Annotated in this window: 16 protein-coding genes; 11 read left to right on the forward strand and 5 right to left on the reverse strand. The window is 39.6% G+C overall.

Going from position 1 to position 14,109, the window contains the following annotated elements:
* The first annotated feature begins 96 nt into the window (after positions 1–96).
* The 6 genes from EAF07_RS00530 (at position 97) to EAF07_RS00555 (ending at position 6,191) form a co-directional block, all read left to right on the forward strand.
* Positions 97–765, forward strand: coding sequence for a hypothetical protein (locus EAF07_RS00530; protein WP_121834350.1), 669 nt, complete (start codon positions 97–99; stop codon positions 763–765).
* Positions 766–940: 175 nt separating this feature from the next.
* Complete coding sequence (locus EAF07_RS00535; protein ID WP_121834538.1) at positions 941–1,732, forward strand: Cof-type HAD-IIB family hydrolase; 792 nt, start codon at positions 941–943, stop codon at positions 1,730–1,732.
* Positions 1,725–2,546 (forward strand): Cof-type HAD-IIB family hydrolase, encoded by an 822-nt coding sequence (locus EAF07_RS00540; protein ID WP_121834351.1) that lies wholly within the window; start codon positions 1,725–1,727, stop codon positions 2,544–2,546. Before EAF07_RS00535 ends, EAF07_RS00540 begins: the two co-directional genes overlap by 8 nt.
* Before the next feature lies 1 nt (position 2,547).
* On the forward strand, positions 2,548–3,813 hold the full coding sequence (gene ftsY / locus EAF07_RS00545) for a signal recognition particle-docking protein FtsY (protein ID WP_121834352.1): 1,266 nt from the start codon (positions 2,548–2,550) through the stop codon (positions 3,811–3,813).
* Positions 3,814–3,979: 166 nt separating this feature from the next.
* A complete protein-coding gene (gene typA, locus EAF07_RS00550) occupies positions 3,980–5,821 on the forward strand; it encodes a translational GTPase TypA (protein ID WP_121834353.1) in 1,842 nt (613 codons plus the stop codon).
* A 130-nt stretch (positions 5,822–5,951) separates the two neighbouring features.
* A complete protein-coding gene (locus EAF07_RS00555) occupies positions 5,952–6,191 on the forward strand; it encodes a DUF3165 family protein (RefSeq protein ID WP_121834354.1) in 240 nt (79 codons plus the stop codon).
* A gap of 430 nt (positions 6,192–6,621) precedes the next feature.
* Here EAF07_RS00555 and queA read toward each other — a convergent pair whose 3' ends face one another.
* Positions 6,622–7,650 carry a tRNA preQ1(34) S-adenosylmethionine ribosyltransferase-isomerase QueA gene (gene queA / locus EAF07_RS00560; protein WP_121834355.1) on the reverse strand — a complete coding sequence of 343 codons (1,029 nt, stop codon included), beginning with the start codon at positions 7,648–7,650 and terminating at the stop codon, positions 6,622–6,624.
* Positions 7,651–7,798: 148 nt separating this feature from the next.
* Here queA and nagB point away from each other — a divergent pair, with 148 nt between their 5' ends.
* Complete coding sequence (gene nagB / locus EAF07_RS00565; RefSeq protein WP_121834356.1) at positions 7,799–8,503, forward strand: glucosamine-6-phosphate deaminase; 705 nt, start codon at positions 7,799–7,801, stop codon at positions 8,501–8,503.
* A gap of 99 nt (positions 8,504–8,602) precedes the next feature.
* Here nagB and EAF07_RS00570 read toward each other — a convergent pair whose 3' ends face one another.
* A complete protein-coding gene (locus EAF07_RS00570; protein WP_121834357.1) occupies positions 8,603–8,890 on the reverse strand; it encodes a DUF3270 family protein in 288 nt (95 codons plus the stop codon).
* A gap of 236 nt (positions 8,891–9,126) precedes the next feature.
* On the opposite strand from EAF07_RS00570, the gene EAF07_RS00575 reads away from it, so the two are divergent.
* The gene (locus EAF07_RS00575; protein WP_121834539.1) at positions 9,127–10,056 is read left to right on the forward strand and encodes a peptidase U32 family protein; all 930 of its coding nucleotides are present in this window, start codon (positions 9,127–9,129) and stop codon (positions 10,054–10,056) included.
* A 103-nt stretch (positions 10,057–10,159) separates the two neighbouring features.
* Entirely contained in the window at positions 10,160–11,446 is a 1,287-nt protein-coding gene (locus tag EAF07_RS00580; protein ID WP_121834358.1) for a peptidase U32 family protein, read from the forward strand.
* A 37-nt stretch (positions 11,447–11,483) separates the two neighbouring features.
* Here the strand turns inward: EAF07_RS00580 and EAF07_RS00585 are convergent, their stop codons facing one another.
* Entirely contained in the window at positions 11,484–11,801 is a 318-nt protein-coding gene (locus EAF07_RS00585) for a hypothetical protein (protein ID WP_121834359.1), read from the reverse strand.
* A 214-nt stretch (positions 11,802–12,015) separates the two neighbouring features.
* Here EAF07_RS00585 and EAF07_RS00590 point away from each other — a divergent pair, with 214 nt between their 5' ends.
* The gene (locus tag EAF07_RS00590; RefSeq protein ID WP_121834360.1) at positions 12,016–12,228 is read left to right on the forward strand and encodes a YdbC family protein; all 213 of its coding nucleotides are present in this window, start codon (positions 12,016–12,018) and stop codon (positions 12,226–12,228) included.
* A 156-nt stretch (positions 12,229–12,384) separates the two neighbouring features.
* On the opposite strand, the gene EAF07_RS00595 is transcribed toward EAF07_RS00590, so the two are convergent.
* Together EAF07_RS00595 and EAF07_RS00600 are read right to left on the reverse strand one after the other, a co-directional pair.
* Complete coding sequence (locus tag EAF07_RS00595; RefSeq protein ID WP_121834361.1) at positions 12,385–12,687, reverse strand: DUF1827 family protein; 303 nt, start codon at positions 12,685–12,687, stop codon at positions 12,385–12,387.
* A gap of 39 nt (positions 12,688–12,726) precedes the next feature.
* Positions 12,727–13,185 carry an NUDIX hydrolase gene (locus EAF07_RS00600; protein WP_121834362.1) on the reverse strand — a complete coding sequence of 153 codons (459 nt, stop codon included), beginning with the start codon at positions 13,183–13,185 and terminating at the stop codon, positions 12,727–12,729.
* Between the two features lie 137 nt (positions 13,186–13,322).
* Between EAF07_RS00600 and EAF07_RS00605 the strand changes: the two genes are divergently transcribed.
* Positions 13,323–14,018: a DUF554 domain-containing protein gene (locus tag EAF07_RS00605; protein WP_121834363.1), complete on the forward strand. Its 696-nt coding sequence runs from the start codon at positions 13,323–13,325 to the stop codon at positions 14,016–14,018.
* Positions 14,019–14,109 lie beyond the last annotated feature (91 nt).

The following is a 14,109-nucleotide window of genomic DNA, read 5'->3' on the forward strand; positions in this document are numbered from 1 at the left end:
GCTATTTTTGCTTTTTATATGTTACAATGAGGGATAACGAAACAGGAAGTACTTAACAGGATAATAGATGATTATTTGCTTTGTACGAGGTGACTGATGAACACACATTTAAAGAAATATTTAGAAATCTATGAAAAATTTCCTTTAAATGCTTATTTTTCCAAAGAGCAAAGGAAAGTTCGTCACAAGATGATGACTAGTTGGGAAAAGGAAGCAGTAGACGAGTATCCAAGTTTAGACGAGCTGATGGATTTTGTGACTCAGTATAAAAACAACATTCACATTACGCCACAGTTTTTTCAAAAATTTCAATCTGTGTGGAGAGAAGATTTTAACCATGGCTATCAGTTTTCTGAATTTTTATTGGAAATGGATTTAGAGGAATTGATATGGAAATTTGACCTTTCATCTATGCATTTGGCAAATCAAGTCTTAAAACGTCATCAAAATCATGTCAAAGCCTTAAAACTTAAATTAAAATTGTTAGTCCGTTACCACGATTTTTGCTTACACGAACTTCCTTGGGGAGTATTAGCAGAAGGAAATAGAGAAGAAGAATTAAACTCAGTAACAGAGATGGAAGAAACGGCTAAGAAACTCAATTTTCAAGCTAAAAACTTTGAAATATTATGCCATAATTGTAAACGGTATTATCCACTCTGGTTTGAATATTTAGAAGAAAAAACTAAATGTGGCTTTAAAGAGTTTTTAGAGCTAAAAGGTGTAGATACCGAGAGTATTTATCTACCTTACATAATGATTTAGAAATGTTAACCTTTGGGATGAATAGTAGGAATAAAAAGTGATTTTTATCCGCAAATGTTTCTTTTTCGAGAGCTTGCCTGAGGTGCGCTTTTTTAACTTTTTATATGTTATAATGGAAGTTAGAAAGCGGATGCGAAATTGGCATTCCTAGAATAGAAATTGGTGATATTGTATGATTAAATTGATAGCAACAGATTTAGACGGTACTTTTTTGACGAAGCAGCATACTTATGATAAGGCTTTATTTGCAAGGGTTTTAGATAAGTGTGAAGAGCAGGGAATATTATTTACGGTGGCTAGCGGTCGTCCGATGCTGAGTGTGCAAAGGTTATTTGCAGATGTTTTGGATAGGATTGCGATTATTGCTGAGAACGGTGGTGTTGTTTCCTACAAGGGTAAAGTGATTTCAGAGCACCTGATGACTTCCGAACAGTACCTGTCTATGGCTGGTCAGCTAGAAGTCCTTGATGACTGTAAGGGCTACTTATTATCAGGGCGTGTAGGGGCATATGCGCCACTAACAATTGATGATGTTTATTTTAATCATGTTTCCAATTATTATGAAAACACTCAGAAAGTACACTTAGCTGAGGTGACAGACGATATTTATAAGCTAACGGCTCAATTTTCGGATGAGTTTATTGCGGAACATAGCAGAGCTTTAACGGAGGCTAATCCTGGTTTGGCGGCTGTTGTCACAGGATTTGGTGGGATGGATATTATCTTAGAAGGCATTACAAAAGCTACTGGACTGTCAGCCTTATGTGAGCGTTTAGAATATACCCCTTCTGATGTGATTGCATTTGGAGATAATTTTAACGACGCAGAGATGTTGTCGTTTGCAGGCACAGCTATTGCTACCGCCAATGCGCGTGAAGGGATTAAAGAAATGGCTGATCAAGTAATTGGTTCTTGTGAAGATGGAGCCGTATTGACTTATTTAGAAGGAATGTTAAAAAATGACTGAGATTAAATTACTAGCCTTAGATATGGATGGCACCCTTTTTACAACTGAAAAAACCATCACTGAGGAAAATAAACAAGCTTTGAAAAAGGCACAAGAAATGGGGGTCCAGGTTGTGATTACCACAGGTCGTCCTTTAAAAGCGATTTCTTATGTTTTAGATGAGCTGAATCTTAACAATGCAGAAAATTATAGCATCACCTTTAATGGTGGACTCGTTCAGCGTAATAATGGAGAGATTTTGGATGCCAGTGCTCTATCTTTTGATGAGTTAGACATCATCTATTCAACTTTGGAACCCCTCAGTTTACCGATGGATGTCATTAGTGATGGGACAGTATATAGCATTCCTAGTCATGGAGTGCATTCCCAATATTATCAGGCAAATCCGATGCTTACCTTTGTGGAGTTGGACACGCTTAATGACTTACCAAGAGATATTAGTTATAATAAAGTAGTCGTTGTGACAGAGGCTGACTTTTTAGATACTCAGATTCCTAAAATTCCTTCAGAGTTGCATAAGGCTTTTGAGATTTTTAAATCACGTGAGATTATTCTTGAAATTATGCCTAAAGGTATTCATAAAGCAGTTGGGCTTGAGATTTTGACAAAGCATTTAGGGTTAAAGGCGGAGCAGGTGATGGCAGTGGGGGATGAAGAAAACGATGTCACCATGCTAAAATGGGCTGGTTTAGGCGTTGCTATGGCGAATGGCTCTGCTATTGCTAAAGAAAGTGCTAAGGCGGTCACAACGAAAACGAATGACCAATCAGGAGTCGCTGAAGCGGTCGAAAAATATATCGTGAATGGAGAATGACATGGGCTTATTTGATAAGTTATTTGGAAACAAAGAAGAAAAAGCTGTCGAGGAAGTGGCAGAGGTAGCGAGTGAAGAAGTTGTCAATGCTGATAATGACCAGCAAGATGAATTAGTAATTGAGGAAACATCAGAAGAAGTCTCTGAAGAAAACATTGAAGTATCAGCTGAGCAAACGCAAGCCGTTGATAATGCCTTTTCATCAGTCATGGCAGATTATTACGCCAAAAAAGCCGCTGCCAAAGCCGCAGCTGAAAAGGGTGAAGAAATTCATTTTGAAGCTATAGAAACGAGACAAGTAGAGCGTGAACCAGAGCCAGTTATAGAAGTTCCAGCTGTTGAAACAACAGAGGAAAAATATAATCGCAGTTTAGAGAAAACACGTACTGGTTTTGGTGCTCGTCTCAATGCCTTTTTGGCAAATTTCCGTCGTGTGGATGAAGACTTTTTTGAAGAATTAGAAGAATTATTGATTTTATCCGATGTTGGGGTTAGCGTTGCAACAAACCTAACTGAGGAGCTCCGCTATGAAGCGAAGTTAGAAAAAGCTAAGAAACCAGAAGAACTCCGTCGTGTCATCATCGAAAAATTGGTGGATATTTACGAAAAAGACGGTAACTTTAACGAGAAAATCAATTTCCAAGATGGTTTGACAGTCATGCTCTTTGTTGGGGTTAATGGCGTCGGCAAGACAACTTCTATTGGTAAACTTGCCCATAAATATAAGTCCGAAGGAAAAAAGGTGATGCTTGTAGCAGCCGATACCTTCCGTGCAGGTGCCGTTGCCCAGCTTGTTGAGTGGGGTCGCCGTGTGGATGTCCCAGTTGTCGTTGGTCCAGAAAAAGCTGATCCTGCCTCAGTTGTTTTTGACGGTATGGAAAAAGCTGTCGCAGAAGGAGTAGATGTCCTCTTGATTGACACTGCTGGTCGCCTACAAAACAAAGATAACCTCATGGCAGAGCTTGAAAAAATTGGTCGTATCATTAAACGTGTTATCCCAGAAGCGCCACATGAAACCCTATTGGCTCTAGATGCTTCAACTGGTCAAAACGCCCTTAGCCAGGCCAAGGAATTTTCAAAAATCACACCATTGACAGGACTTGTCTTAACTAAAATTGACGGAACTGCAAAAGGTGGTGTTGTTCTTGCCATCCGTGAAGAATTAGACATTCCAGTGAAACTCATCGGCTTTGGTGAGAAAATTGATGACATCGGACAATTCAACTCAGAAGACTTTATGACAGGACTTCTAGCAGAAATTCTATAAGAACTAGAAAAAGATTGCTTCGGCAGTCTTTTTTGGCTAAAACAATGAATTTTATAGGAAACAAGAGCTTTGTAACAACTGAAAACATTTACATAAAGATTAGAACAGTCATTTTTTAAAAATTGTGATACAATAGTTAGGTTAAAAATAAGAGTAAGAGGATTTTATGACAAACTTAAGAAATGATATCCGTAACGTAGCCATTATTGCCCACGTTGACCACGGAAAAACAACCCTCGTAGATGAGCTTTTGAAGCAATCACAAACACTTGATGAGCGTAAAGAGCTTGAAGAGCGTGCGATGGACTCAAACGATATTGAGAAAGAGCGCGGTATTACAATCCTTGCCAAAAACACAGCCGTTGCTTATAACGATACTCGTATCAATATCATGGATACCCCAGGACACGCGGACTTCGGTGGTGAAGTTGAACGTATCATGAAAATGGTTGATGGTGTTGTCCTTGTTGTTGACGCTTACGAAGGAACAATGCCACAGACTCGTTTTGTGTTGAAAAAAGCCCTTGAGCAAAACTTGACACCAATCGTTGTTGTTAACAAAATTGATAAACCATCAGCTCGTCCAGCAGAAGTTGTTGATGAAGTGTTGGAACTTTTCATCGAGCTTGGTGCGGATGATGATCAGCTTGAATTCCCAGTAGTGTATGCGTCAGCGATTAATGGAACATCATCACTTTCAGATAACCCAGCTGATCAAGAAAAAACAATGGCACCAATCTTTGATACTATTATTGAGCACATTCCAGCGCCAGTTGACAATTCAGATGAGCCACTTCAATTCCAAGTTTCCCTTCTTGACTACAATGAGTTCGTAGGACGTATCGGTATTGGACGTGTCTTCCGTGGAACGGTCAAAGTTGGTGACCAAGTTACCCTTTCAAAACTTGACGGGACAACTAAAAACTTCCGTGTGACAAAACTTTTCGGTTTCTTTGGTCTTGAGCGTAAAGAAATTCAAGAAGCTAAAGCTGGTGATTTGATTGCTGTTTCTGGTATGGAAGATATCTTCGTTGGAGAAACTGTAACACCAACAGATGCAATCGAGCCACTTCCAGTTCTTCGTATTGATGAACCAACGCTTCAAATGACTTTCTTGGCAAATAACTCACCATTTGCAGGTCGTGAAGGTAAGCACGTGACATCACGTAAAGTTGAAGAGCGTCTCATGGCTGAGCTTCAAACAGACGTTTCTCTCCGTGTTGAAAACACAGAGTCACCAGATAAATGGATCGTATCAGGTCGTGGTGAGCTTCACTTGTCAATTCTTATCGAAACAATGCGTCGTGAAGGCTACGAGCTTCAAGTATCAAAACCAGAAGTTATCATCAAAGAGATTGATGGCGTGAAATGTGAACCATTTGAGCGTGTTCAAATCGATACACCAGAAGAATACCAAGGTTCAATCATCCAGGCCCTTTCAGAGCGTAAAGGTGATATGCTTGATATGCAAATGGTTGGTAATGGACAAACTCGTCTTATCTTCTTGATCCCAGCGCGTGGTTTGATTGGATTCTCGACAGAGTTCTTGTCAATGACACGTGGTTATGGTATCATGAACCACACCTTTGACCAGTACCTTCCATACATTGATGCTGAAATCGGTGGACGTCACCGCGGAGCTTTGGTTTCAATTGACCAAGGTAAAGCAACGACTTACTCAATCATGCGTATCGAAGAACGTGGTACAATCTTTGTCAACCCAGGTACAGAAGTATATGAGGGAATGATCATCGGTGAGAATGCCCGTGAAAATGACTTGACTGTTAACATCACAACTGCAAAACAAATGACTAACGTTCGTTCAGCAACAAAAGACCAAACAGCAGTGATTAAAACACCACGTATCTTGACACTTGAAGAATCTATCGAGTTTCTTGACTACGATGAGTACATGGAAGTAACCCCTGAGTCAATTCGTCTTCGTAAACAAATTCTTAATAAAAACGAACGCGAAAAAGCCAATAAAAAGAAAAAACAAGCTGAATAGTAGCTCTCAGAGTTATAGGTACCAGCTAGAAAGGAATGACAACGAGTTTTCAAGAGCGTCAGTTGTAGCGCTATTAAAGGGGAATGATGGTGATTATTGCTAGGCAGAGATAACTCGTTTAACCTTTGTTATGTTTTATCTGATTATTGCGATATTAATTGTACTTTATTACTTTTTCCGAGCACCTAAAACCATTAAAAATACGCTGAGTATTATCTTAGTCGTTGGTTTAATCGCTCTGTTGCTAGTTTTAGCAAGCATGACCTTTATGAAAATTCTACAATCCCCACCAGAACTTTTCATAGGAATTGGCATGCTAGTGCTAGCCCATCGAACCTTAAAGGATATTAATAATCTTTCAGAAAAATAAAGGCTTTTGTAACTTAGTAGGAGTTCTTACGACAATTATAGAGCCATAAAAAGGCGCTCTTCCGAAAGGATGGGCGCTTTTTAAAATCTCAAGATGATATTAAAAAAAGCCGTGCAGAAATAGCACGACTTGGCGTAATCTAAAAACTTATACTCATTCAAAATCAAAATTAGATTTTTATAGCCTTTATTTTGATGGGTTAGTGAAAGTAAGGGGGTAAACCGTTTCTTTCACCACAGTGGACAGTTCCCATAATATCTACTTTGTCATCTTGGACACTGTAGCCGTATAAGTAGAAAGCGATAATTCTCAACTCTCCTAGTAGCTAAAGCTATAAATCCACAGTTTTGTTGGAGTGCCAGCCGCATGAGAAGACTTTAGAGAAAAGAAAATATTTTTGTATCCATCTAATTTTGATTTTTATAGAGTATTATTTGATAAACATGGCATCACCGAATGAGAAGAAGCGGTACTTTTCATCAACAGCATGTTTATAGGCTTCTAGGACAAATTCTCGTCCTGCGAAGGCAGAAACTAGCATGACAAGTGTTGATTTTGGAAGGTGGAAGTTTGTTGAGAAGGCATCAACAACTTTAAAGTCATAACCTGGTTTAATAAAGATTTTTGTCCATCCTGAATCCGCTTGGACTTTCCCATCGAATTTTTGTCCGATGGTTTCAAGTGTTCGAATGGAAGTGGTTCCAACAGCAACGATACGACCGCCAGCAGCTTTCACTTGATTGATAGTGTCGGCTGCTTCTTGACTGAGGCTATAAAATTCAGAGTGCATGTCATGTTCATCGACATTGTCGACCGAAACTGGTCGGAAGGTTCCTAGCCCAACATGAAGTGTAAGGTAGACTAATTTAACGCCTTTGGCTTGTATTTTTTCTAAAAGCTCGGTTGTAAAGTGGAGACCAGCAGTCGGTGCAGCAGCGGAGCCATTTTCCTTAGCGTAAACCGTCTGGTAACGGTCACGGTCATCTAATTTTTCATGGATATAGGGTGGCAGTGGCATTTCACCTAGACTTTCAAGGATTTCAAGAAAAATCCCTTCATAATGGAATTCAACAATACGCCCACCGTGCTCAAGTTCTTCAACGATAGTAGCGGTCAAACGGCCATCACCAAAACTAATTTTTGCACCCGTTTTAAGGCGTTTAGCAGGTTTAGCTAAAACTTCCCACTGGTCACCTTGGGTGTTTTTAAGTAGTAAAAGTTCCACTTGACCATGAGTATCTGGCTTTTCACCGTATAGGCGAGCTGGGAGGACACGTGTGTTGTTCATCACGAGAGCATCACCAGGGTTAAGTTGGTCAATGATGTGGTCAAAATGACTATCGACCATTGTTTTTTGTTCTCGGTCTAAAACCAAAAGACGAGAACTATCACGTTTTTCAAGAGGTGTCTGAGCAATCAATTCCTCTGGTAAGTAAAAATCAAAATCATTAGTGTTCATAAATTCTCCAATATCAATTCAAAAGATGCCTTTCTATTATACCACGTTGCTAAAAATAATGAAAAGAACTTCTTTGGGTTGACAGTTATAGGTTAATATATTAAAATAAAAACAAGAGTAATTGGTATATACCAAAAAGGGGGAAACAATGGATATTTTTATCGTTAAAACTCAAGAAGAAGGCGGAGCACTTGCTTTTGACTTATTAAAGAAAGCAGTTGATGAAGGCGCAAAGACCTTAGGACTTGCGACGGGCTCAACTCCTTTGGCATTTTATAAGCAAATCAGAGAATCTGACCTTGATTTTTCAGAGATGACCTCAATCAATTTGGATGAATATGTTGGGCTTGATGCTCAAAGTAAGCAGTCCTATCATTATTTTATGGTGGAGGAACTCTTTAATCATAAACCCTTCAAGGCACACCATGTTCCTAACGGGATGGCAACAGACTTGGAGGAGGCGACTAAAGATTACGATCGTTTGATTGAAGAGCATCCTATTGATTTTCAAATTTTAGGAATTGGGCGTAATGGTCACATCGGTTTCAATGAACCAGGCACTGCTTTTACCATCAAGACTCATGTCGTAGATCTTGATGCTTCCACCATTGAAGCTAATGCTCGCTTTTTTGAAGATGAAAGCCAAGTGCCTCGCCAAGCGATTTCAATGGGGATTGCCTCTATTATGTCTGCCAAAAAAATTGTGTTGATGGCCTATGGTTCTGAAAAAGCTGACGCTATTTACAAAATGGTTCACGGGACTGTTACGGAGGACGTACCAGCTAGTGTTCTCCAAAATCATGACAATGTTGTTCTCATTATTGACGAAGCAGCAGCAGAAAAACTAGGTTAGAACTGTTTCGAAAATAATATGGCAAAATGCTTAGGGACAAAGGTCTGATTCCTAAGCGTTTTAATTTATAGACAAATAAAAAACTAGCTTCTTGTGAAACTAGCGTTTGAGTAAATCAATTAGAAAATAGAAAATCGCTGTAAGGATGCTTCCCATCACCATAGCGATAGGAAATGCGAGAAGAGGAGTAACGCTGGCTGTCAGCAACGTCAAGCAAGAGAATACAGTACAGATGGTAAAAGAAACGATTCGTCCGAAGAAGACTAAGTCCTTGAACTTCGTTGCATTTGGATTAATAGCATCGTATGTTTTGAATTTTGGCTCAGTTTTTTTACTGATTGAGACGACCTTATCAGATTGGTCCTGATGCTTTAATGGTGCAGCCATTGTGACTCCTTTCTATTGTGATACTCTTTTGTGCAAATGACAGTAATATTATCATACCATAAAATAGTATCATACTTTGTTACAAAAAGGTTACAAGTGTGACAAGTGTTCATTTGTAGCGGTTTTGTTGAGATAATATGTCCTTTTTAGCTGGGTGACAAGGGCTAAAAACCGTTTTAGTGTTTTGTATAAAAATTCCTAGGCAAATGACTTGTTTTTTGCTAGAATATTATGGTATGGAAAAAATTATTATTACTGCTACGGCAGAGAGTTTAGAGCAGGCCCAAGCTCTTTTGGAGCTAGGTGTTGACCGGATTTATATCGGAGAGATGGCTTATGGCCTTCGTTTGCCAAAAAATCTCTCTTTGGCTGAAATGCGAAAGATTGCGCAGCTTGTCCATGAGAAAGGAAAAGAGCTAACTGTCGCGGTGAATGCTTTAATGCACCAAGCGATGATGGATGCTCTTCCTGAGTACCTAGATTTTCTTGAGGAAATTGGAGCCGACTATATTACTGTTGGTGATGCGGGCGTCTTTTACATTTGTAAACGTGATAATCGTCCGTTTAAAACGATTTATGACGCTTCAACCATGGTGACGTCAAGCCGTCAAATCAATTTCTGGGGCAAAACAGCTGGCGCTTCTGAGGCGGTTCTGGCACGTGAAATTCCAGCAGCAGAGCTTTTTGTGATGGGAGAAAAATTAGAAATTCCAGGAGAAGTTCTCGTTTACGGTGCTAGCATTATCCACCATTCGAAGCGACCGCTTTTGCATAATTACTATAATTTCATCAAGACTGAGGAACGTGTGACTAAGGAGCGTGATTTATTTTTAGCAGAGCCTGGGGATGCGGATTCCCACTACTCAGTCTATGAAGATAATCATGGAACGCATATCTTTGCCAATAATGACCTTGATATGATGACGAAGCTCTTAGAACTTCACGAACATGGTTTTAATCATTGGAAGTTAGATGGTGTTTATTGTCCAGGTGACAATTTTGTTAACATCGCTGAGTACTTTGTCAAAGCGCGTGATTTGATTGCTGCGGGAGAGTTTTCTCAGGATCAAGCCTATGTTTTTGATGAAGCCATTCGTAAATTACACCCTGCGAACCGTGGTCTTAGCACAGGTTTCTATGACTACGAACCGGATCGTGTCAAATAAGATACAATACCATATTCCGAGAGTGAGTTTTTCTATTTCAGGGCTCGGAATGGTCTCTTACTACTCATCACTTTTATCTTGTAAATAGAAGGAAATGTAAACTATGTCAAATGTAAAACGTCGTCCAGAGGTTCTAGCACCTGCTGGGACATTGGAAAAATTGAAAGTCGCTGTTGATTACGGTGCAGATGCTGTTTTTGTTGGGGGACAAGCCTACGGACTACGTAGTCGTGCAGGAAATTTCTCAATGGAAGAAATGCGTGAAGGAATTGACTACGCCCATGCACGCGGTGCCAAGGTCTATGTTGCTGCTAACATGGTAACGCATGAGGGAAATGAAGAAGGAGCGGGAGCTTGGTTCCGTGAGCTTCGCGACATGGGACTTGACGCTGTTATCGTTTCAGACCCAGCTCTTATTGAAATCTGTGCAACTGAATCACCTGGTCTTGAAATCCACTTGTCAACTCAAGCCTCTGCAACCAATGTGGAGACCTTCCATTTTTGGAAAGAATACGGCTTGACACGTGTGGTGTTGGCGCGTGAAGTTTCTATGGAAGAATTGGCAGAAATTCGTCGTCGTACTGACCTTGAAATTGAAGCCTTTGTGCATGGTGCCATGTGTATTTCATACTCAGGTCGTTGTACGCTTTCAAACCACATGTCTGACCGTGATGCCAACCGTGGTGGCTGTTCACAATCTTGCCGCTGGAAATACGACCTTTACGATATGCCATTTGGTAGAGAGCGCAAGAGTATCCAAGGAGAAGTACCAGAAGCCTTTTCAATGTCAGCGGTTGATATGTCAATGATTGACCACATTCCAGATATGATTGAAAACGGTGTTGACAGTCTGAAAATTGAAGGGCGTATGAAATCTATTCACTATGTGTCAACGGTTGCTAACTGTTATAAAGCTGCTGTGGATGCTTATATGGAAAGCCCAGAGAAATTTGAAGCAATCAAACAAGACCTTGTTGACGAAATGTGGAAGGTTGCCCAACGTGAGTTGGCGACAGGTTTCTACTACGGTACTCCTAGCGAAAATGAGCAATTGTTTGGTGCTCGCCGTAAAATTCCACAATATAAATTTGTTGGAGAAGTTGTTGCCTTTAACGAAAGCAATATGACAGCAACGATTCGTCAACGTAACGTTATCATGGAAGGTGACCGTGTTGAGTTTTATGGACCAGGTTTCCGTCATTTTGAATGCTTTATCGAAGATTTGCATGATGATAAAGGAAACAAGATTGACCGTGCGCCAAATCCAATGGAATTGTTGACGATTACAGTTCCGCAAGCTGTTAAACCAGGTGATATGATTCGAGCCTGCAAAGAAGGTCTTATTAACCTTTACCAAGAAGATGGGACTTCAAAGACAGTACGTGCTTAAAAATGCGTTTTAAGATATAAAAAAACTGGCTGAGGAATCAGTCAGTTTTATGCTGTGCTTTGGTAATGTTTTTGGGAACTAGGGTTAGCTTTTGAAGGTCTTCCATTGCAATGATGGTAGAAACCTTGTTAGCTCCATTTTTCAAAATGAGTTTGTCATTGATAGGATCATATTTGCTAACATGACCTGTAAAGCTTTTATCTTGGTAAATGGCATGAAGCGCTAGCTTTTCTTTTTGGGCTTTAACAATGATATGTGCCAGCTGATTTTTTCTAAGATTGATATTGGAAGGTTTGGGACTTGGTTCGATAAATTCTTTGACTTGAAACAAGATTTTTTTGACAATATTTTCCATAGCATTTTCCTCGAAATCTTGATACAATTATTATATCAGAAAATAGTAAAAAAATTTTTAAAAAAGGTTAATTATTTTTTGGCATTACGAATAGTAATGTAGGAAGAGATGAGTTATCTTATTTCCCAAATAACAATTGAAAGGAAGGTTTGGTTCTCGTTGAACCAAACTAGGATGATGTTTTTTATGAAAATGTTGTCCCATGGTATTAAAAATGGCAGATTTTACGTTTGAAATCGAAGAAAAACTTTTGGTGCTTTCAACAGCTGAAAATGGTTGGACAAAAGAGCTTAATCGCGTTAGCTTTAATGGTGCTGAAGCTAAGTGGGATCTCCGTTCTTGGAGCCCTGACCACACGAAGATGGGGAAAGGCATTACGCTAACAAATGAAGAGTTTAAAACCATTTTGGATGCTTTCAGAAGATAAGTTCTGAAATAATAGCAGAGCAGTATCAAAAAATCGTAGCGATAGACTTTATACTCAACCAAAATCAAAAACGAGCAGTCCAATGGTGGATTTGCTCGTTTTCTTTTTAGGATGGCAATGTCAAATTGGTATTTTGAAAATGATGTTACCAATCTTTTATTTCTTAGTTGGAATTGAAATTTCGATGAGACGTGGTGTATGGATGGTATTGATTTGATCCATACGGCAAATGTCCTGGTCGATTTTTCGACGCATGAAAAAGTCTCTGATTTGTTCAATTTCTTTATCTTGTATAGCACGATGCTTATTGGTGATAAGAAGTTCGTAGTGGCGAGGTGCCTGAGTAAAAATCACATCGGTATTTCCTGCCGAATAGACCTCTACTAAGGTCGCATCGGTATTACGAAGTTGGTTAACAACCAGTTCTGCATGGCTATTTGTTGTGTTAATCAATCTCATAAGCAACCTCCTGATGGCTCTATTATAGCACTATTTTTCTTAAAATAGTGTTTTTTTGTGTCTTTTTTGCCATTCTTGAACGCCCCATTTGTGGCTACCGCGTTTGAGTTTTTCGATGGCTTCGTCAATTGGGAACCAAGAAAGGTGATTAAAGTCTTCCAAGGGTTTTCCAGCGACTTCAAAATGGGTCACTTCGTAGATATAAGCTGGATTGTAGTAGTGGGTGTCGCGGTGGCGTGAGTAAAAATACTCATCTGCTTGTCCGTAGTATTCTCCCACTTCAGCTGTAAATCCAAGTTCTTCAATCAATTCACGTTCAAGGGCAGTCAAATGATTTTCTCCTTCTTCAATTTCTCCACCTGGAAGGAACCAAGCGCCATTTGGTGCCTGAACAAGGATAATATTGTCATGGGTATTATCTGGGATAACAGCATAAACTCCGTAGCGGTTTTGATAGGTAACACCGTCAATCTTGTTGCCAAATGTTGGATTTGTCATGGTAAATCTCCTAGTTTTTCAATTATTATACTAAAAAGATTTTAGGTTGTCATAAGGAAAAGTCTAAAAAATTGTCATATAGATTCTGTATGTGAAATATGCTATAATGAATGATATTTTTTAGGAGGAGTCGGTTTATGGGCGCAATTGTCAATGCCATCTGTATCGTTGTAGGGGCAGGTTTAGGTTTAGTGATTCAAAAGGGATTATCCCAACGTTTTCATGATATTTTGATGAAGGGAATGAGCCTTTGTGTTGTCGTTATCGGAATTCAAGGAGCTATTGAGGCAAGTAATACCATGTTGCTTATTTTAGCATTGTTGTTCGGTGCCCTACTTGGTGAGGCGCTCAACATTGAAAAAGCCATGGAAGACCTCTCTTATAAATTGGAGAAAACGCTGGTAAAAAATCCGAAAGAGTCTCAGTTTGCGCAAGGATTTCTGTCTGCGATTATGATTTTCTGCGTGGGAGCTATGGCGATCGTGGGAAGCCTCCAAAGTGGCTTACTTGGTGATCACAGCATGCTCTACAGCAAGGGGATCATCGACGGGATTATTGCTGTTCTACTCGCTTCTACCAACGGTGTAGGTGTCCTCTTTTCAGCAATAGCGGTGCTGCTATACGAGGTTACTATGACCTTATTAGCAGGCGTTTTAGGAACTTACTTGAGTGAGGACGTTATCTCTGCTATGTCATCTACAGGTTCTGTTCTCCTCATTGCGCTAGGATTTAATATGCTAGACATCACCAAGTTCAAAGTGATGAACTATATTCCTGCGGTCTTTTTACCCATCCTCCTCTTACCAATCCTTAAGTGGTTAGGGTTATTCTAACTATCATTGAAAAGTTGAGTTTGCTCAGCTTTTTCTTTTTGTCCAATGCCTGACAAATGTCATATCATGTCATGACAAAATGGGCTAAAAA

Origin of the sequence: Streptococcus hillyeri, assembly GCF_003686955.1 — a bacterium.
Lineage (GTDB): Bacteria > Bacillota > Bacilli > Lactobacillales > Streptococcaceae > Streptococcus > Streptococcus hillyeri.